Raw genomic sequence first — 18,964 nt, 5'->3', positions numbered from 1 at the left:
ATATCATTCGTGATGACTGATGCGCGATGAGGCAGATATGAGAACGACACTGGCAATCGATGACGATGTCCTAATCGCCGCCAAAGCGATGGCTGCCCAGCAGCACCGTAGCGTCGGCGAGATCATTTCCGAGCTCGCGAGGCGTTCTCTGCGCCGACCGCGCAGCGGCGGCGAGCGCAATGGAATTCCTCTTCTGTCGTCTCGACCGGATGCGCCGCCAGTGACGCTCGAAATCGTCAACGCATTGCGTGACGAACTGCCGTGACCTTCCTGCTCGACATCAATGTGCTGATTGCCCTGATCGATCCGGCCCATGTAGCCCATGATGATGCGCACGATTGGTTCGCATCGGTCGGTCAGACCGCGTGGGCTACCTGCCCTATTACGGAAAATGATGTCATTCGGATTGTCGGCAACCCCAAATATCCCAATTCTCCCGGCTCACCGTCACTCGTGATGACGATCGTTGACAATCGCGGTCGCTCCCCGGCCATAGTTTTTGGCCGGACGATATGAGCCTCGTGGGGTCAGAGTGATATCGCTTCGACGAAAATCATGACTTCGAGGCAGGTAACAGATCCCTATCTGCTTGCGCTCGCGAAGGCGCATGGCGGCCACCTGGCGACATTCAGCAGCCGCGGTCATAAGGGGCAATTCTGCCTTGCACTTGCACCTGATCACCAGCAAATAGGCTCGCGCATTCCTGTTTTCCGGCCGCTGTGTTTCAAGCACAGCTATGCCGGAAGGGAGTCAAACTGGCAGCTAGCTGTTGTGAAGCCGCATCGCACCGTCGTGCTCATTTGACCCGTGGATATTGCTCTGGTCACGAATGTGCGTGGCGGCGGCGAGTGCAAGATCAAGATCCTTCGTACGGCGGTCCAGCGCGTCAAGGAAGTCATCGACCCTTGTGCGGAGGTCACGGATCTCCTTCTTCATCTCCAGCTGGATACGCTCGTCCTGCCGCCGCCGGAAGCCGTTGATCGCCACGATAGTTGCCATGCCAAAAAGAAGCAGCACGAAAACTGAGTCCCCCTGGCCTGCAGCAAACACGACCAGCAGACCGAGGACGATTGCCTCGACCAGGCTGGCAGCATTACCTGAATACACGGCTCTCAGCGGCGGCAACGACGATCGAACTGTAGGGTTCCGCGTAGGCGTCCAGCAGGCCTGCCCTCTCTGTCGCTGCTGTGAAATATATCGTCATTTCCACGGCGCCACCATTTTGTCGCTGCATCGTTCCGAACAGCACCCGCCTGCAGCAGAAAAATTGCTGCAACCATTTCGCGACGGGCACACACTCTCCCGCATGGATCGGATTTCCCTGGCAAGCCAAGCAGAGACTCCACTATGCCATCAGGGCCGAACTGCGCGTGGAGCATGCATGCGGCTTTTATCCGCCCCCTGCGGGTGCTTGCACGTTCCGCGGGTCAGGATTGCGCCAGATGGCTGGAGCCCGTGGCCTAATCAGCAAGGATGGAAGCCGGCGGACCGTTACAGCGCCTGGAAGGCGGCATTTACCAATCGCTGAAAGTCCGGGACCGGGGATTTAGTGCAGGCCCGCGACTTGATCGTGGTCCTCCAGGGCACCCAGGCGGCCGCGGCGAACGAACTGCTTCTGCAGCAGTCGAGAACCCTTATGGCAACCCGGCTTCGTTTGCTTGCGGAACCGGCGGGCAACGATGCGGTCCTCTTCCCCAACGAAATGCTTGCCGAGGACGATCCTGGGCTGCGCGAGGTCGTTCAGGGGCAAATCTCGATCTATCCGATGACCGCTCCGAGTTAAACGCAACAAACGCTCGGAGCCAGCCCTGGCGGGCGTTGGGCAGCAAATCAACTCCGGCGCCCGTCCCAGAACCCGTGCCTCCAGTTCGCAGAAAAGAAGCCTGAAATCCGGACAGATGCCCAATCGGCGGCGGCTATGTCCCCGTTGAGATCGAACCGGCGTCGGCATATCGAGGCAGTATAAAGGTCCATTGCGGGCGGCGCCCGTTTCCTAATATGCTCAAGCTGCGCTCTGACCATCGCGTCGGATAGGAGCATTCCTGTAGCCACGTAAGAGAGATTTTCGTCTCACGGGACTCGCGGAAAGTAGCTTGGCGCCAATCTTGCCTCTGATCTAGGCGTGATGTTCACTTCCGCATGGGCCAGACATCAATGAAGAATGAAGCTATCGCCGAGCAGGCGTTGAGAACGGCACCAGTTGGTGTTATTTCTGATGCAAGCGAAGGAGGCAACACATGCGCTCAACCATCAACATAGACGACAGCCTCATGGAGAAGGCTAAGGCGCTGACCGGCACGAAAGAAACCGCCGCGGTCGTCCGTCAGGCGCTGGAAACGCTGGTTCGCATGGAAGCAGGCAAGCGTCTGATTGCCTTGGGCGGAACGATGCCCAACGCGGAGGCTGGTCCGCGGAGGCGGACCGAAAAGTGAGACTGGCCGATACCGGAATTTGGATTGACCACTTCCGCCAAGCTGACCCGCAGCTCATCCAAACGATCGAAAACGATTTGTTGCTTTGCCATCCCGCCATCGTTGGCGAACTTGCCTTGGGCAGTTTAAAGAACCGTATGGTCACGCTCGGGTTCTTGGCCGTACAGCGGGAGGTCATCGTCGCCACGCACGATGAAGTCATGTCGATGATCAACGAGTACGAACTTTACAGCATGGGCATAGGCTACACGGACGCCCACCTGCTCGCGTCAACCTTAATAGACAGCCGAGCCGAGTTGTGGACACGAGACAAGCGGCTGCGCAGGGTCGCGGAGAGAGCATGCGCGCGGGTAGTTTCTGACGGCACTGCAACCAACTAAATCCGCTTGAGCACTCGCCCGCACGAAGGTCTCCGCGCCAGCGTCCTGGCAAGCTCGTGCCAGTCACAAGCGCGCAGCCCATCGGCCTCTCGGTTCATAATCGCAGTGGCGCCAACGCGGATTGACGAGCACCGTCCCACCGGCTTCCACTCGTTGGCGGCGCTTCGCTATCATCTTCTGGATCGAATGCGGCATCGGGATGGCGAGGTAAAGAGCATAGCGGGCGCCCGCCGTGTGGTGTGCTCAAGGTGCGCGCCGATCATCGCCGCGGATCCAAGCATTCCTGTCAGCTCGGTGCGTCAGTTGCGGGACAATGGGATCTGTGGCCATTCGACTTGGTTCTATATTGCGAGAGCTCATCGAGTTCGGCAAGCAGGTCAGCAGATCCGCCCGAATGCGTTTAGAATCTAATCCGGTCGCGTCGCACAAGTGGTGGAGCTGGGCGGCGGCGAAGCCGCTCGCGAGCGCGCTCTCGACAGCGCCGTAGATGCGAGCGGCGGTGGGCATCAAAGTTCCCCGGTAGGTCGGGTTTTGTAGCCCTGTTGAAATCCACTCTGAATTGCGTAAACTAATCGGCGCTATTTAAAGTAACGCCTTTCCAGCATCTACAACGAACTACGCCGCGAACGGCGGTCATCGATCCAGTACCAATGGCGACTGGGCGCTCGCTGAACGCAGCCAACTCGTTGCTCGAACCTGAAACCGATGCTTCGAAATAGGAGCGGCAGACGCCGAGTACGGCGCAATACCCAGCATCGCAGAAAATTGTCTCAAGACACTTCTTCGGAGGATTGCACCGATGGGACCACTATTCAGGAACGCGGGGCTCCCGACCTACCATGAAGCGATGTTGTTTGTCCGCATGAAGCCGCAGCCGCGCCAGCCAAACTTCGAAGCCACCTTTGCGGCCGCCCGCACACCGCTGAGCAGCGGTCTACAGGCATTGTCCTATTACGAGCGAGCGGGGATGGTGAAACGCGTGACACCTGTGTCGCGGGAGTCACCACACTACGCCAGTCGAATGCTGGTCCGGCCAAATCGTGACTCCGGCGCCCAACCGGAATTGGTGGGGATCCCAGGCAATGAGGTGGAAGGATGGTCGGCACCGGCCCTGAACATGAACGCCGCCATCGATGAACGAACACCGGGCGGAGCAACCAGCCTGGTCGAGTTGGTCAGTGACGTCGATTTACGCCAGCTTCAATTGGCTCTCGCCGGAGATCCGACGGTTGCATCCGTGTCCCGGGTGCCGCTACGCTACCTGGTGGCGAAATCGCCGCGAAAAACCGCCGGGTCGACCTCCAGGAAATCGTCGCCCGCGGGTCGTGGCCGAATTGCCGCGGTACCGCCGCCTGCCCATGTGATGTGGAATCTCCGAAAAATCAAATGGGATGAAGCGCGCAACTTAACCGACTTCAACGACGCCAGCAGGGTCAAAGTCGCAGTGCTCGACACGGGCATAGACGCTGAGCACCCTGACCTCAAGGACCAAATCGGTGGATATGTATATGGACATCCGGATCTTCCTGCAGCTAGCTCTGCACAGGATCTTGTCGGGCATGGCACTCACGTAGCGGGCACCATTGCCGCGACCATCAACAACGATCTCGGCATCAACGGCATATCGCGGGCCAGGATTCACGCCTGGAAGATTTTCGACGATCGCCCCGACCTGATGACCTATCCTGATGGCACGGCGGAGTTTGCCTATTTCGTCGATCCGGTTATGTATCTGCGTGCGCTGCTCGACTGCGCGGATGCGGGTATTGACGTCATTAATCTCTCCATCGGCGGCGCAGGCGCGCCCGACCCTACGGAGAGTGCGGCATTCGAGGAATTGCTGGCGAACGGAACCACGGTCGTTGCGGCGATGGGAAATGAGCGGCGCGAAGGCAGCCCGATCTCCTACCCTGCGGCCACACCAGGCATCATCGCCGTCGGCGCGACGAACCTCCAGGACCGAATCACGAATTTTTCCAACCGCGGCAACCACATAACCATCGCGGCGCCAGGTGATGCAATCTGGTCCACGCTGCCGACTTACCCCGGTCAATTGCGTTGGCGAGCAGAAAGAGGCCCCGATGGAGGATGGAGGCAGGGAAAGCCTGATGTACGCGAGACGGACTATGACGCGTGGCCCGGAACATCGATGGCATCTCCGCATGTGGCTGCGGCTGCGGCGCTCTATATTGCAAATGGCGGCGCGAGAGACCCCACAGTGATCCGAAGTGCGTTGGCTGCGAGCGCCGATAAGGTGCCGGCCATGAGCGGCCAAGACTTTACCCCGGATTTCGGCTATGGTCGCTTGAACTTGGAGCAGCTGATCGGCAGCATAGCGACCGGGAATTCAGACAATGACTGACATCCTGTTTACAATCCGGGCCGGCGTGAGCGTCGAAGAACGCGAACGGCTATTGACTAAGATTCAAGCTATCCCAGATGTCGAGCACGCAGCTCCGGTTAAGCGCGACAGCAGCAGCGAGGCTTTGCAGCGGATCCATTTCGCTCGTTTAAGGAAACATTCCGAGGCGACTGGCTGCCTGTCGGTGATTAGAGAGATGCCGGAGGTGGAAGAAGCGAACATACCAGCTCGACGAAGAATATGATCTCGTCATTTCCGGCGCGTGCTCGCGGCGGAGCGCCTTGGCTGTAAGTCGCTTTGCCTCCTCATCTTGCGACGGGCGGTGTCGCTGACGACCTACGCGACTGCAGGAAGCAAAAATGGCCTGGACAGCTAGCAGACGGGTTTTCGCGGCTTCTGAGTCTTCGATGAAGCAAATATGAGCCAGGAACCAACATTTCCGATGGTCGTTGTCCTTCGAAAGGAGAACGCCATGCCGAAGCAAGATCCTATTCCCACCCCCGCCGAAACTCCAAGGGAACCACAGGGCATCCCCGGCAGGCCGGACCGTGGCCTGGAGAAGCCTGCCGAGCCGCCGATCAAAAAGCCGGAGGATACCAAGAATCCGACGGACCCGGCCCTTCTGCCGATCGGCGACCCGGCCGGGATGGCTTAGCCGGGACCATTCGTACGACACCGCTATCCTTGGGACGGCGACGGCACGGCCTCATGCTTGATCAGCTAGCCTGATCCAGCACATTGCCGGCGCGCATTTTTGATCGAGTGGTACTGGAGCCACATCCCTGCTCCAAGCGCGGGACGCGAGAGGCCAAGCCCGCCTCCCGCGTCGAACGGAGTTCCTGAAAGTCTCGTCCACGCGCTCCACTATGCGTGTCCGAGCGGCAGAGCGACGAAGCGCGTCGCACCGCCCGACGGGATGCGGAGCAGCGCGGCCACTCTGCCTTCCTTGCGAAGCGACGCAAGATCGCGGCGGAAGTCCCTGGCGTTCGTGACCGCCTTGCCGTCGACGTCGAGGATGACGTCGCCCGCTTCCAGCCCCTGCTCCGCCGCCGCTCCTTTGGGATCGATGGCGACGACGACCATGCCTTTCTCATTGGGGCCGGCCACCTGGCGTGCCGGCGCAAGCAGAAGCCCGAAGTCTTGCTCGCTGGTAGAGGCGGCGCTGTCGCTGCTTGCCCCTTCGATCGGCGCCGGGCGTTCTTCAGGCATCGTTGCAAGCTTCACGGCGAGGTCGTTCGGCGCGCCGTCGCGGACAATGCTCACCGTCGCAGAGGTCCCGGGTGCCATCGCACCGACCTTCTGGGCCAGTTCACGCGGATCATTGATGATTGCCCCGTCGACCGCCGTGATGACGTCGCCGGAGCGAATGCCGGCTTTGCCGGCCGGGCCGGCAGGGTCCGCCTCGTCGATAAGCACGCCCTTGGCTTCCTTCAAGCCGAGGCCCTTGGCAATGTCGGCGGTGACCTGCTGTTCCTTGATGCCGAGCCAGCCGCGCGTCACATGGCCCTTGTCCTTCAACTCGGCGATGACGGCTTTCGCCGTGTCGGCCGGGATGTCGAAGACGATGCCGACCGAGCCGCCGGAAGGCGAGAAGATCGCCGTGTTGACGCCAATCACATCGCCGTTGACGTCGAAGGCGGGTCCGCCGGAATTGCCTCGGTTGATCGGCGCATCGATCTGAACGAAATCGTCATAGGGACCGGCACCGATGTCGCGCCCTTCGGCGGAAACGATCCCGGCGGTGCAGTGCCGCCCAGCCCATAGGGATTTCCGATCGCGATCACCCAGTTGCCGACGCGCGGACGTTGATCGGCAAAGCGGACATGCGGAAAATCCCGGCCATCGACCTTGATCAGAGCGAGATCGGTTTTCGGGTCGGTGCCGACGACTTTGGCGTCGTAGCTCCGCCATTATTGGTCATCACTTCGAGGGACTTTGCATGGTCGACGACGTGATTGTTGGTGACGGCATAGCCGTCCGCCGAGATGAAGAAGCCAGAACCTTCGCCCATCATGACACCCTGTCCGTCATCGGGATCGATAGCACTGCCGTCACCCTGGGTCTCCACCTGCTGCTGCTGCGCGCCGTCGATCTCGACCCGCACCGAGAGGACCGCCGTTTTCACCCGGGCGACGAGGTCGGCAAAGTCAACGGACTTCGCCGCGGATTGAGCGGTATTTGCCGCCGCCCGCGCCGTGGATCCGGGTCCAGTTGCGTGCATCCCGACAGGCTCCGCTACGAGAGCGGCAAGGCTGAGGGCGGAAACGGAGGACAGGGTCGCCAGGGCGGCCGTGAAGCCGCGCACCCGCGAACCCTTTTGTTCTGGATAATTGGCCATAGCGTGTCTCCTTCTCTAGTTCGGAGGGTTTGATACACGCGACCGCAGTGGAATTACATCAGCTCTCAGAATAGATGCTGATGTTGAAATCGGCTCCATCGGATCGTCACGACCACATGGCGCCACGACAAAAATCAAATATGAAAAATCGACCCATTTGCGGGATTAAATTTCGTTCATCAAAAAAGTTAATCTTAGCCAATACGAAAATGCATCTTGAGCGACACCTTTTGTTTTTGAAGGGCGCACTGCCGGCACGTAAAGAGCAGGCTCGGCATTGCCATGCTGAGCAGCCATTACCGAATCCAGGACGATGTCGCCGGACTTGCGCTGTACCGGACCCGATGCGCCGCCGGGGCCGGATGGAGAATCTTGCAATCAGTCCTGAGAAGCGACAGCGGTATCGACCACCTCGAAATCGTGGGTGATCGTCGCCGTCTTGGCGAGCATCGCCGAGGCGGAGCAGTATTTCTCGATCGACAGCGCGATGGCGCGTTCGACTTTGCTGGCCGCAAGCCCCCGCCCCTTGACTACGAAGTGCATATGGATGCGGGTAAAGACTTTCGGCTCCTGATCCGCCCGCTCCGCGCTGAGCTCGACGATACAATCCTCGACCGCCTGGCGACCCTTTTCGAGGATGTGGACGACATCGAAGGCGGAGCAGCCCCCGGTGCCGATCAGCACCATCTCCATGGGGCTCGGCCCCGGCGTGCTTCCCTCCGGCCCGAAAGCCGTGCCGAGCACGACCTTGTGCCCACTTCCCGACTGGCCGACGAAGGTCCGTCCTTCAACCCATTTGATACGCGCCTTCATTAATCACCTCCTGTCGCGATTTGCGGGCTATTGCAGACGTTGATAGCCTGATTCATCCTGCAAAAACATGCCGCGCGAAGATATAGCGCGACATGTTCTCTTCGAATTCAGCAATCCAAGATGAACGTCAACTTCGGAGTGGTCGAAGCGCGCGACATCCGCATCCGCTCTGCTATTCCGCCGCCTGGATAAGCGACCAAAGGGGCATTCTGTTGTGGCGCCGGCCAGGCTCGGGTGACCCAGACTGATAATCACCCGCGGTGTTCGCGCCAGGCCAGGATGGGCGCGACGGCGTCCCGAAGCGCGGCGAGATCGGTCGCCTCGATCTTTCGGAACGGACGCCGTGAAGGCCCGCAGTTGACGCCCATGATGCCGAGCAATGCCTTTGACCCGGGCATTACGCCTACCTTGATCAGTGCCTGGATCACCCGGTTGGCCATGACCTGCAGTCGCCGCGCTTCCTCGATCCGACCTGCCGCCGCGCACGTCCTTAGGGCAACAAACACGTCGCCCATGAAGTTATAGGTCGTGCCGATCGCACCTTGTGCCCCCATCGCAAAGCCGGCGAGGCACATTTCGTCATACCCGTTGTAGACGATGGCGTCGGGTACGGCATGGCGGATGCGTTCGAGCTGAAACATGTCGCTCGATGTGTGCTTGATGCCGATGATATTGGGATGCGAGAGGAGTTCGACGAGTTCAGGCAGCGTGAAGCCACTGGTGCGGGCGGGAAAATTGTAGACGATGAGCGGCAAGCCGGAGGCATCGGCGAGTTCTCGATAGTGCGCCATGACTTCGTGCCGGGAGAAATCGTAGTAGAAAGGCGGGATGGCCGAGATCGCTTGATAGCCGGCTTTTGCTGCGTGCTCCGAAAGCCTGAGCGCGTCCCTCGTGGCAATCGTGCCGACATGGGCGATCAGCTTCAGGCGGCCGGCCGTGGCGGCAGCGACACTGGAAAGATAGTCGGCGCGCTCTTCGCGCGACTGCAGCATCGCTTCGCCGGAGCTGCCCCCGACATAAACGCCATCGATGCCAAGCCGGACCTGAAACTCGAGAAGCGGACCGATCGCCCGCCGGTCGATGGTCTCGTCTTCGGAAAACGGCGTGAGGAGGGCCGAATAGATCCCTTCAAGTTCCATGGTTGTGATCGCTTTCAAAGGTTCGTGGGAAAAAGCTCAGGCACTTCCTGGCGGGCCGCAGCGCCAAGCTGGACGACCGCTTCGTTGGGCGCGGAGCTGTAAGGCCAGAGCAGTTCCGGACCGATTGGGCACCAGCGGCCGGCTGCAGCCATTGCCTTGTCGAGTGCGGCGTTCGACAGGCCATAGCGCGCGGCAAGCGGCAGAACATGCTCGTTCATGAAGCCGACGACGCGGGTCTCGAACGCGAGAGCATCCGTCGGATCCTCATGGAGCTGCCGCCACCACCGCGCAGCGCCGGCGGGACTCAGACACGCGACATTGGAATAGGAGCCACGCCCCCCCGCCAGACAGCCGCTGGCCATGAAATGTCCGGGAATGAAGACTGCGAGATCCGGCAGCTTCCGACGAAGCTCTTCGTACCAGGTACGATCGCCTCCCGGCAGCTTGGCGCCGATCAGGGTGGGCACTGCTGTCTGAAGCCTTGAGATCTCGTCGAGGCTCAGCCGGCGCTTGGCATGCGGCGGATTGTAGAGGACCAGCGGAATGTCGGGTGCTGTTGCCGTCATGCCGGCAACGAAACGCTCCGCTTCGTCATAGGTCGGTGCCCACCAATCCGGCAGAGTTACCTGGACGGCATCGGGCCTCAGTGCGGCGATACGGGCCAGCCGCTCGCGTGCGACGCGTGCGTTCGTATGCGAAACGCCGATCTGGAAAGGCAGGGAACCGCTACGGCAGAAATCGGCGACCACGTGGCTAAGCCGGTCGAACTCTGCCTCCGTCTGGCTGTGAAATTCGCCTGCCGTGCCGCTCGTATAAATTCCCTCGAGGCCGCTCCCGTGAAGCACGGATAGCTGCTCTTGTAGGGCGGGCCAATCGATCGCGCCTTTTTGATCGAGCGGCAGGAGCACCGCTCCCCAGACGCCTTCGGGCGGTTTGGCGGGAAGGCTCACCGAGCAGCTCCGAGCATCTGGTCGGGAATGAAGGTGACGAGGGCTGGAAAGACGGTGATCAGCACCAGGACGATGATCAGCGGAACGAGCAGTGGAAGGATACCGCGGGCAAGCACACCGAAGGGAATGTTGGCGACTTTCGAGACCACGAAAAGCGCCACTCCCATCGGCGGTGTCAATATGCCGATCATCAGGTTGAACACCACCACCACACCGAAATGGACGGGATCTATACCGTATTGAAGCGCGGTCGGCACCAGCACCGGCACGATGAGCAGCAGGATCGCCAACGCCTCGATGAAGGTGCCGAGTGCAAGCAGCATGAGGTTCACGAGGATGAGGAATGTCAGCGGGTCATCCGCATAGTTGAGGAAGAACGCGGCGACGTGCTGAGGCACCTGCTCCCGCGCGATCACATAGCCGAATAGCGACACGCCCATGATGAGGAGGCCGACGGCGGCCGTATGGCCGACCGTCTCGCGGAGCACCGTCACGAGTCTGGCGAAAGTAATTTCGCGGTAGACTACGACGCCGAGGAAGAGCGCATAGCTGGCCGCAACGACGGCAGCCTCTGTCGGCGAGAAGATCCCCGCAAAGATGCCGCCAATAATAATGAAGGGCGTCATTAGCGGAAAGAGCGCTCGCCAGAAGGTGGACCAGACCCGGCGAAGGCTGGCGCGCTGCTCTGTCGCATAGTTCCGCCGCCAGGCGATGACATAGACCATGACCATCAGCGAGGCCGCGCACAGGAGGCCCGGCACGATACCGCCCAGGAAAAGCCCGCCGATTGAGGTGTTGGCAATGACGCCATAGACCACGAGAGGGATGGAGGGCGGGATAAGCGGTCCGATGATCGCAGATGCGGCCGTGATCGAACCGGAGAACTGCTCGTCATAGCCAGCGTCGCGCATTGCCTTGATCTCAAGCTGACCAAGACCGGCCGCATCGGCAACAGCCGAGCCTGACATGCCCGAGAACATCACGCTCGCCATGATGTTCACATGGCCGAGTCCGCCGCGGATATGGCCGACAAGGGCCTTGGCGAAATCGAAAATGCGCTCGGTTACGCCGGAAACGTTCATCAGCTGGGCGGTGAGAATAAAGAAGGGAACCGCAAGGAGCGGGAAGCTATTGAGGCCAGCGACCATGCGCTGCCCAGCAAAATTGAGACCCGTGCCCTGCCAGAGCATATAGGCGAGAGCCGCCACGATCAGTGTGAAGCCTACCGGCATGCCGGCGACCAGAAGAGCAAACCATCCCCCGAAGAGCGTCGTCATCTAAAGGTACCTTTCGGAAGGGGCATCGGCGACCGGATGACCGCCGCTCAAAAGCGCTCGGGTATCCCGCGCCATAACCAGCATGATCCTGATCGCCGCAAGCATGCCGAAGACCGGCAAAGCTCCGTAGAGCCAGGATTCCGGCACGCCGATCGCAATCGACATCACCTTATGGGCGCGAATTGCGCCGAAGATGCCGTAGTAGACGAGGATGAGGAGCGCGCCGAGCACCAGGCCATCCAAAATGAGCCGCAAGACGAGCTGCGCCCGCTCCGGAAGCATCATCGGCACAATGTCCATGGTGATGTGCGTGCGCGAGGTGATCCCCTCTGCAGCGCCTAGCGCCACCAGCCATACGAAAGCGTAGCGGGCAGCCTCCTCCGTCCAGAACAACGGATCGCCGAGAATGAACCGGGTGATGATCTGGAGCGCGATTACGGCAAATGCGAAGACCAAGAGGCCGGCTGCCAGTGTCTCTTCGATACGGGCAATGCTTTGCCTGCGACTTGGATTGGCCATTGCTGAATTCCTTGGGGTCAGAAGGCGTTGCCGCCTGCGGCAACGCCTGTATGGCCTAACGGAGATCGAGGAGCGTCTGCACTGTGCCGGCACCGAACTTTGCGTCGAGATCGGCATAGACAGGCTTCATGGCCTCCCGAAAAGCCGCCTTGTCCGGCTCGACTACGGTGATGTCGCGCTCGCGGAAAGCGCTGACGAGGCTCGCTTCCTTTTCATTGACGAGTTTGTTGTTGAGGACGCCGCCCGCCTCGAAGGCCTCCATCACGACCTGCTGGTCAGCCGGTTCGAGCGCGTTCCATGTATCTTCCGACATGAGGATGAGCTGGTCTTGCACCAGATGTCCGGTCAACGAGACATGTGATTGCACCTCGGTGAACTTCATCGAGTCAATGATCGGCAACGGGTTCTCCTGGCCGTCGACCTGGTTGGTTTGAAGCGCCAGATAGACTTCCGCGAAAGCCACGGGCGTCGGGCTGGCGCCCATCGCCTTCGCCCAGGTGAGAAGCGGCGCCGAGTTGGGAACGCGCAACTTCATGCCGGCGAAGTCGGCGGGCTTTTCGATCGGCTTTTTCGCCGTCGTGTGCCGCGTTCCGAAATACCAGGAGTCGACCGTTCGCCACTTGTGCTCGGTTCGCATCTCCTCGACGATTCCCTTACCCCAGTCCGAGGCGATGATCTTTTGAAGGTGATCGAAGTCACCAACCACATAAGCGGTGCTGGCCACCACAGCGCGGGGAACCCAGGCGTCCATCCCCCCGAACGGATTGAGCGTGAAGTCGAGCTCGCCGAGGGTGACCTGTTCCATCATTTCGCTGAAGGTACCGAGTTGGGAATTGGGAAAGATTTCCAGCGTCAACCGACCGCTCGATTTCTCCTTGATGATCCGCGCCGCCTCCGTGACACCCTCGAATTGCGGATCGCCGGCGGTGCCCTGCATCCCCAGCCGCAGCGTACGCGTCTCCTGAGCCGAGGCTTGCGACGCCATCAGCAGGCCCGCGAGGGCCAGTGACATCAGTCCCGTTTTCATTTGAACATTCCTCCCTTGTCGTATAGGCCCTAAGGGCTCGTTTGCCTGTACTTGCGTGCCGCACTCTCCAGATGCTCGCGCATGGCGCGCCCGGCCCGCTCCGGCTCTCCGGTCCGGATCGCCTCCACGATCGCGACGTGCTCCTCGAAACTCTCTCTGTTGGAAATCTCCGGCTGGACCGGCAAGGGCCGCTGAGCAATCAGCCAGTCTACGAAAGCATCATGGACGGCGAGAAAAATGGGATTCGAAACCATTTCCGTCAGCGTCCGATGAAAGGCGACATCGGTCATGGCGAAGGCGCGGGCCTTGCCGATCGCGGCCTCGTTGCGGGCAAGTGCGGCCTCGATCGCCTCAATCTGAGCCGCTGTGGCGTTCGCCGCGAGGTGACGGGCGCAACTTTCCTCCAGGAACAGCCGCGCCTGCTCGAAATTGGCGACGCCCTCCGGTCGGCCAAGCAGCATACGTGCCGCACCTGCGAGCGAAGAGAGGAAATGATCCGGCGTCGGCCGTGTGACCTTGGCACGCTCGCCCGTGTTGATCTTCACGAGCCCCATGCGCTCCAAGGCGAACAGCGCCTCGCGGATCGATGGTCGCCCGACCCCGAACATTTCCATCAGGTCCCGCTCGGAAGGAAGCGTAGTACCCAAGGGGTAGATCTCCTCCCGGATCATCTCCTCAAGGCGGAAGCGGACTTCGTCCGAGAGTTTTTTGCGTATCGCCAACGTGCTCATGGTATAACTGTTAAGGTGTTATACCACTTCTGTCAAGAGATACGCCCGGGACAGCTCGGCTAAAAAGGCAGACGCCTTGACTATCGCCATGTTCGAGAGATGACTGCGGGCGAAGAACCAGTGGCTGACGAGGCGGCCTGCATACCTGTGACAGGACAATGCCTCTTACCCGAGGAGTTCAAGCACCTTCGAGAAGCGCGGGTGACTACGGATCGGATCGAGATCCGAGTCGTATTTCACCCACCTCTTTGTTTCGTGGGTGGCACCGGGGAGAAGCTCCACTAGCAGGTCGATCGCTCCTTCATGTTCGCCCTCGAGCGCATAGAAGCAAGCGACGTTGTATTTCGCCAGGCGATCGTCGGGATCGATGGCCAAAGCGCGTCCCGCCCATTCCTTGGCACGATCAAGCTCGCCAAGCGCCGCCAGCCCCAAAGCCCCCAAGTAGGCGGGTCTCGGATTTTCCGGACGCAGCTTCAGCTCACGCTCGGCGCGCGCAACACCTTCCCGCGCCGCCATCTTCATTTCCTGCTCGCGCCCAAGCGATCGGAGAATGTTAATGAGCACAAGCAAGGCTTGGTAATCGTCAGGCTTGATCTCTGCGGCGCGCTGGAAAAGCCTGGCTGCTTCCTCCAGTTTCCCCTGGGTGAAGCAGGCGCGGGCGTAGAAGTAATAGGCTTCAAAAAGATTGAGATCGAGGGCGATCGCCTGATCGAACTCTTCCATCGCTTCCGGATGACGCTCGCGAAGTGACAGAGCAAGACCGCGTGAAGCATGCGCTTCTGCGAGACCGCTCTCAAGCTCCAGCGCCTTGGCGCTAGTCGCCAGAATGGCATCGATCGAGACATCCGCGTTATAATGCAGGAAGAGGAAGGAATCGCAGTCCGCAATTCCGGCGTAGGCCCGCGCAAAATGCGGGTCGAGTCCGACCGCCATGGCGAACATGCGCTTCGCCAGGACGTAATGAGATCTGGAGTGCCAGTGCAGGAAATGCCGTCCTCTAAGGTAGTACGTATAGGCCTCGAAGCTCCCGGTCGGCACCCGAGCGATTACCTTCTTCTCCTCTGGCAGCAGCTTGACCTTCAAGTGATCCACAATGGTATGGGTGATCTCGTCTTGAAGGGCAAATATGTCCGTGAGATCACGGTCGTACCGGTCGGCCCAGAGATGACCGCCGCCACTTCCGTCGACGAGCTGCGCAGACACCCGCACACGCGAGCCGACCTTGCGGACGCTTCCCTCCAGGATAAAATTGACCCTGAGATCCTGGCTCACCTGCTGCACCTTTACCGGCTTGCCCTTGTACGTATAGGCCGTGTTGCGCGCGACGACGAAGAGGCCGGAGATTTTCGACAGGTCGGTAATGATGTCCTCGGTGATCCCATCACTAAAATACTCTTGCTCGGGGTCACCGCTTATGTTGTTGAAGGGCAGGACCGCAATGGAGGGCTTTTCGATCTCCCAGGGCTCTTGCGGGCTTGCATCCGAACGGCGCGTTCGGGGAGCCGGTGGAAAGTCCAGGGTAATGCTATAGGCGCGCACCGGCCTGTCTATGTTCTTGAGCGTCTGCTCGCCCATATCATCGAATTGAAGATCGAGCCGGTTGCCGACATTGTCGCGGACGGCTGCAGAAACCGCGATCCCGCCGGGCGTCGCTATGCTTTCAAGCCGAACCGCCACATTGACGCCGTCCCCGAATATATCGTCGCCCTCAACGATCACGTCCCCAAGGTTGATGCCTATGCGAAGCTCAATGCGGCTGCGCTGCGGCACACCCGCATTGCGCTCAAGCATACCCAGTTGGACCGTGGCCGCGCAGGTGACCGCATTCACGACACTCGGAAATTCCGCCAGAAATCCGTCGCCTGTGAGCTTCACGACGCGCCCCTCATACTCGGCGATCTTGGCGTCGATCAGTTCACTGCGATGCGATTTCCATGCCGCGTGGGTGCCTGCCTCGTCCCGGCTCATGAGTCGGCTGTAAGTCACAACGTCTGCGGCGAGGATGGCCGTCAAACGTCTGTGCACCGTCGCATCGTTCATGTGACCACCCAGTCTTCGTGTACTGCCACTCTCGGGGTGCCAGAATTCCAGGCTGATCCGATCATACTCCTGCGTTGAGTGAATGTCTCTTTTTGCTGCGGCCAAGATGACATCTGTGAACCGCCGAGCGGCATCTCCGTCCGGATCAGACGACGCCGGGATACTTCGGCGTTCAAGAGTGTCGGCGACTGTAGCGGCCCCGACTCCCGGCATTGTGCTTCGGATGCAAGAAGGGCTTGATCGCCTTACTACGCTGAAACACCGAAGGGCATCGCGATGCCGGCACGCGAGTCGCTCCAGATGGAAGAGCGACGCCGATTAATTCGCGAGTTGTAAAGAGCTCCGTCACCGGAGGTTGCTGCGCCAAAAAACTCTCGACCTGTCGGCGATTGTCTGCTTCTATGTCCGCGGTATTCCGGCGGACAGAAGATGGTCTACGATTGGGAAGGAAGGCGCACGCGTCGCCTTCAATTGCTTAGATTCATCGGAGCGTTGGCTGTGCCCGCTCTGCTGCTCGGCTCCGCGATGACAGCAGCCAAATGGGCCAAGACCGGAACCTCTACGATTGCAGCACGATCACCGGCAGTTCCGAGGTGAATACAGCGAAGCGCGGCTGCGACCGCTTTGCACGCGGCAGCGGCGCCGAATGAAAACTCTATTAGCAGGGAATCTAGAGATGGACGACTGCGACATTGACTATCCGAGAGCAACCGCCGCGGCTTCGACCCTTTTGGAGATTGCCGAGCAACTCGCCGCTCTGGCACGGGACATCGAAGCTTTGGTTCAAAAGCCGATAGGATCAGACCTACCCATCGAGCCGGACGAACGGGCCGCCTCATTGGTCCGGTAACCGTCGGCAGGTGGGAATAGTGTTGCAGCAATTGCTCGCAACCGCTCAATACCGATGAAAGGAGCGGCCACGTTCTCCATCAAGGCGTTGGCCCGGAGTTACCGGATTCAAAGAACGGAGGAGCCTCGCGCCAGCCCGAGGATGGCAACCGACGTCTCCGGGAAAAACGGCACCGTTAGATAATCAGCCGACAGCAAAGGCGGGCGTTGAGCTTCAAGTCAGGTGAAAGTGTTTATTGGCGGGCCTGTTGGCAAATTGGTGCAATATGTTCAGAACCATCCGCAATGAAGTATACCCAATCTGGCCGTAAGGAGACGCAAGCAGGAGACTCGCCAAGATGAGGTATTCAGGGATATCCGTCAGATGCATATGGATTAAGCCCGGATCGCAATGACCCAGGCTTAATCGTGTTCAAACCGTATCTTCTGTAATATTAAGCATCGACACTGCAATGCTTATTCCCCTTGCCGATTCAGCAAGTTCTAAGAGCAATTCTGGGAAAATGTGCCGTTGCAGAAAGGATATTATCCGAAAGTATAAGAGACACAATAAAAAATAAGGGGTTTATTGATTAATCATACTTATACGCGCATTGGCCTTTCTGTGGCTATCCCAGCCGCGGTGTAGGAGAGCCGCACAAAGGCCCTCACGGCGCGTTCGAGCGGCGACGGGCTTCCGGCGAGTTACCGGCCGACTGCGACATACGGTTGACATGCCCCGGAATGCGGATGATTTAACGCCACGAACATGTCGCACATGAGAGCGCGACATGTTGTATTCAAATTCACCAATCCACCACCACGTCAACTTCGATGTGGTTGAGCTGCGCGACGTCGGCTTCGCTACTCTGCCGGCTGGGCAAGGGAGCCGACAGGGCATTCCGTTGTCGTGCCGGCTAGGCTCCGCTGACCCAGACCGATGGTCACCACGGTCGCAATGCCTGCGATCACGGACACCCAGAAGCCGTTCTGCGCTCGGAAATTGTCGACGACCCAGCCCGCGAGGAAGGCACCGAGCGCCATGCCGATCCCGATGCCGGTCATCACCCACGTCACTCCTTCCGTCAGCATCGACGCCGGCACACGGCGCTCGATCAGGCCGAAGGCGGTAATGAAGGTCGGAGAGATGGCGATACCGCTGACAAACACGGCGAGTGCCAGAAGCGGCACGGTGTCCGCCACCAGGAGCGGCAAGGACGTGATGGCAAGCACGCTGACCGCGATCAAGAGCTGCCTGTGCAAAGACATCGTTGGATTGAGAGCGCCGAGCACTAGGCCGACCACGAAGGAGCCGATTGCATAAACCCCGATGACGATGGTTGCTGCATTAGGCTGCCCGAGTTCCTTGGTGATTGCTACGGCGCTCACTTCGGCCGTCGCGAACATGGAACCCACGAAGACGAGAGCGAGCGTGATGATCTGCACGGCACGCAGGCGGATCGCCGAGCCTTGCGGGGCATCGATCTCCGTATGGCGCAGGTTCGGCTCGGTCGAGCGCTGCAGGATGAATGCCAGAGTTCCAACGGCAAGGAAAATAGTGCCGGCGAGCATGCCTGCCTCCGGGAAGAGAGCGACCGCCAAGCCTACCGAGAGCGAAGCGCCGGCGATGTAGACCAACTCGTCTGCCGATGACTCAAAGGCGAAGGCGGTGTTCAACTCGGGCCGGTTGCGGAAGATCTCAGTCCACCGGGCCCGCACCAGGGCCGGGATGCTGGGCATGGCTGCAGCCAGGAAGGCCGAGACGAAGAGCGCCCAGTCGGGCCATCCTTGATTGGCCGCCGCGATGAGGGCGAAGAAGGCAAAGACCGAAATGATCGTGGTCGGGATCACGACGGCCGTCTGGCCGTAGCGATCCACCAGCCGCGATAAGTGGGGAGAAACCAGCGCGTTCGTCAGCGCAAAGGTTGCCGACACCGCGCCCGCCAACCAGTATTCCCCGTGCGTCTGGGAGAGCATCGCAACGATGCCGATCGGGGCCATTGCTATCGGCAGGCGTGCGAGGAAGCCGGCCGCTGAGAAGCCCTTTGCTCCTGGCGCTCTGAAGATCTCTGCGTAAGGATTGGACATGGGACGTTCCTTGTGCGGTTCCACCACTTACATACGTGGC

The 18,964-nt window shown here is 60.1% G+C and carries 17 protein-coding genes and 2 pseudogenes; 8 read left to right on the top strand and 11 right to left on the bottom strand.

Annotated elements, in window-relative coordinates:
* Nucleotides 1-37: 37 nt before the first annotated feature.
* Together CO676_RS20635 and CO676_RS20630 are read left to right on the top strand one after the other, a co-directional pair.
* Nucleotides 38-265: a CopG family transcriptional regulator gene (locus CO676_RS20635; protein WP_097522490.1), complete on the top strand. Its 228-nt coding sequence runs from the start codon at nt 38-40 to the stop codon at nt 263-265.
* A pseudogene (locus tag CO676_RS20630) lies at nt 262-691 on the top strand (TA system VapC family ribonuclease toxin). The gene CO676_RS20635 and the pseudogene CO676_RS20630 overlap by 4 nt, the downstream one beginning before the upstream one ends.
* A gap of 71 nt (nt 692-762) precedes the next feature.
* Here the strand turns inward: CO676_RS20630 and CO676_RS20625 are convergent.
* Nucleotides 763-1,107, bottom strand: coding sequence for a hypothetical protein (locus CO676_RS20625; protein WP_097522437.1), 345 nt, complete (start codon nt 1,105-1,107; stop codon nt 763-765).
* 457 nt (nt 1,108-1,564) lie between these two features.
* Here CO676_RS20625 and CO676_RS20615 point away from each other — a divergent pair, with 457 nt between their 5' ends.
* The 6 genes from CO676_RS20615 to CO676_RS20585 all read left to right on the top strand — a co-directional run bounded on the left by CO676_RS20615 (nt 1,565) and on the right by CO676_RS20585 (nt 5,829).
* Nucleotides 1,565-1,783: a hypothetical protein gene (locus CO676_RS20615; protein ID WP_144340168.1), complete on the top strand. Its 219-nt coding sequence runs from the start codon at nt 1,565-1,567 to the stop codon at nt 1,781-1,783.
* A gap of 454 nt (nt 1,784-2,237) precedes the next feature.
* The gene (locus CO676_RS20605) at nt 2,238-2,432 is read left to right on the top strand and encodes a type II toxin-antitoxin system VapB family antitoxin (RefSeq protein ID WP_097522433.1); all 195 of its coding nucleotides are present in this window, start codon (nt 2,238-2,240) and stop codon (nt 2,430-2,432) included.
* Entirely contained in the window at nt 2,429-2,812 is a 384-nt protein-coding gene (locus CO676_RS20600; RefSeq protein ID WP_097522432.1) for a type II toxin-antitoxin system VapC family toxin, read from the top strand. The genes CO676_RS20605 and CO676_RS20600 overlap by 4 nt, the downstream gene beginning before the upstream one ends.
* A gap of 799 nt (nt 2,813-3,611) precedes the next feature.
* On the top strand, nt 3,612-5,174 hold the full coding sequence (locus CO676_RS20595) for a S8 family serine peptidase (RefSeq protein WP_097522431.1): 1,563 nt from the start codon (nt 3,612-3,614) through the stop codon (nt 5,172-5,174).
* Nucleotides 5,167-5,418, top strand: a complete 252-nt coding sequence (locus CO676_RS20590; RefSeq protein ID WP_097522430.1) for a hypothetical protein — start codon at nt 5,167-5,169, stop codon at nt 5,416-5,418. Before CO676_RS20595 ends, CO676_RS20590 begins: the two co-directional genes overlap by 8 nt.
* Before the next feature lie 228 nt (nt 5,419-5,646).
* On the top strand, nt 5,647-5,829 hold the full coding sequence (locus tag CO676_RS20585) for a hypothetical protein (RefSeq protein WP_097522489.1): 183 nt from the start codon (nt 5,647-5,649) through the stop codon (nt 5,827-5,829).
* Nucleotides 5,830-6,038: 209 nt separating this feature from the next.
* Here CO676_RS20585 and CO676_RS20580 read toward each other — a convergent pair.
* The 10 genes and pseudogenes from CO676_RS20580 to CO676_RS20530 form a co-directional block, all read right to left on the bottom strand.
* A pseudogene (locus tag CO676_RS20580) lies at nt 6,039-7,512 on the bottom strand (trypsin-like peptidase domain-containing protein).
* Nucleotides 7,513-7,890: 378 nt separating this feature from the next.
* A complete protein-coding gene (locus tag CO676_RS20575; protein WP_097522429.1) occupies nt 7,891-8,325 on the bottom strand; it encodes an OsmC family protein in 435 nt (144 codons plus the stop codon).
* A 251-nt stretch (nt 8,326-8,576) separates the two neighbouring features.
* Nucleotides 8,577-9,464, bottom strand: a complete 888-nt coding sequence (locus CO676_RS20570; protein WP_097522428.1) for an N-acetylneuraminate lyase — start codon at nt 9,462-9,464, stop codon at nt 8,577-8,579.
* 14 nt (nt 9,465-9,478) lie between these two features.
* A complete protein-coding gene (locus CO676_RS20565) occupies nt 9,479-10,414 on the bottom strand; it encodes a dihydrodipicolinate synthase family protein (protein ID WP_097522427.1) in 936 nt (311 codons plus the stop codon).
* Nucleotides 10,411-11,691, bottom strand: coding sequence for a TRAP transporter large permease (locus CO676_RS20560; protein WP_097522426.1), 1,281 nt, complete (start codon nt 11,689-11,691; stop codon nt 10,411-10,413). Before CO676_RS20560 ends, CO676_RS20565 begins: the two co-directional genes overlap by 4 nt.
* Nucleotides 11,692-12,210 (bottom strand): TRAP transporter small permease, encoded by a 519-nt coding sequence (locus CO676_RS20555; RefSeq protein ID WP_097522425.1) that lies wholly within the window; start codon nt 12,208-12,210, stop codon nt 11,692-11,694.
* 55 nt (nt 12,211-12,265) lie between these two features.
* A complete protein-coding gene (locus tag CO676_RS20550; RefSeq protein WP_097522424.1) occupies nt 12,266-13,237 on the bottom strand; it encodes a sialic acid TRAP transporter substrate-binding protein SiaP in 972 nt (323 codons plus the stop codon).
* Nucleotides 13,238-13,266: 29 nt separating this feature from the next.
* On the bottom strand, nt 13,267-13,968 hold the full coding sequence (gene nanR / locus CO676_RS20545) for a transcriptional regulator NanR (protein WP_014763520.1): 702 nt from the start codon (nt 13,966-13,968) through the stop codon (nt 13,267-13,269).
* Nucleotides 13,969-14,133: 165 nt separating this feature from the next.
* Complete coding sequence (locus CO676_RS20540; protein WP_097522423.1) at nt 14,134-16,008, bottom strand: adenylate/guanylate cyclase domain-containing protein; 1,875 nt, start codon at nt 16,006-16,008, stop codon at nt 14,134-14,136.
* Between the two features lie 1,692 nt (nt 16,009-17,700).
* Nucleotides 17,701-18,924, bottom strand: coding sequence for an MFS transporter (locus CO676_RS20530; protein ID WP_097522422.1), 1,224 nt, complete (start codon nt 18,922-18,924; stop codon nt 17,701-17,703).
* Nucleotides 18,925-18,964: the final 40 nt, after the last annotated feature.

The sequence above is a fragment of the Sinorhizobium sp. BJ1 genome, from assembly GCF_002531555.1.
Classification (GTDB): domain Bacteria; phylum Pseudomonadota; class Alphaproteobacteria; order Rhizobiales; family Rhizobiaceae; genus Sinorhizobium; species Sinorhizobium fredii_B.
This window is presented reverse-complemented; position numbering and strand designations above follow the sequence as displayed.

What these genes read in the sequence shown, in the direction of transcription:
- CO676_RS20590 (WP_097522430.1), top strand. Translation starts at nt 5,167, where the DNA reads ATGACTGACATCCTGTTTACAATCCGGGCCGGCGTGAGCGTCGAAGAA.
- CO676_RS20575 (WP_097522429.1), bottom strand. Translation starts at nt 8,325, where the DNA reads ATGAAGGCGCGTATCAAATGGGTTGAAGGACGGACCTTCGTCGGCCAG.
- CO676_RS20540 (WP_097522423.1), bottom strand. Translation starts at nt 16,008, where the DNA reads ATGAACGATGCGACGGTGCACAGACGTTTGACGGCCATCCTCGCCGCA.
- CO676_RS20635 (WP_097522490.1), top strand. Translation starts at nt 38, where the DNA reads ATGAGAACGACACTGGCAATCGATGACGATGTCCTAATCGCCGCCAAA.
- nanR (WP_014763520.1), bottom strand. Translation starts at nt 13,968, where the DNA reads ATGAGCACGTTGGCGATACGCAAAAAACTCTCGGACGAAGTCCGCTTC.
- CO676_RS20555 (WP_097522425.1), bottom strand. Translation starts at nt 12,210, where the DNA reads ATGGCCAATCCAAGTCGCAGGCAAAGCATTGCCCGTATCGAAGAGACA.
- CO676_RS20530 (WP_097522422.1), bottom strand. Translation starts at nt 18,924, where the DNA reads ATGTCCAATCCTTACGCAGAGATCTTCAGAGCGCCAGGAGCAAAGGGC.
- CO676_RS20595 (WP_097522431.1), top strand. Translation starts at nt 3,612, where the DNA reads ATGGGACCACTATTCAGGAACGCGGGGCTCCCGACCTACCATGAAGCG.
- CO676_RS20570 (WP_097522428.1), bottom strand. Translation starts at nt 9,464, where the DNA reads ATGGAACTTGAAGGGATCTATTCGGCCCTCCTCACGCCGTTTTCCGAA.
- CO676_RS20605 (WP_097522433.1), top strand. Translation starts at nt 2,238, where the DNA reads ATGCGCTCAACCATCAACATAGACGACAGCCTCATGGAGAAGGCTAAG.
- CO676_RS20550 (WP_097522424.1), bottom strand. Translation starts at nt 13,237, where the DNA reads ATGAAAACGGGACTGATGTCACTGGCCCTCGCGGGCCTGCTGATGGCG.
- CO676_RS20585 (WP_097522489.1), top strand. Translation starts at nt 5,647, where the DNA reads ATGCCGAAGCAAGATCCTATTCCCACCCCCGCCGAAACTCCAAGGGAA.
- CO676_RS20560 (WP_097522426.1), bottom strand. Translation starts at nt 11,691, where the DNA reads ATGACGACGCTCTTCGGGGGATGGTTTGCTCTTCTGGTCGCCGGCATG.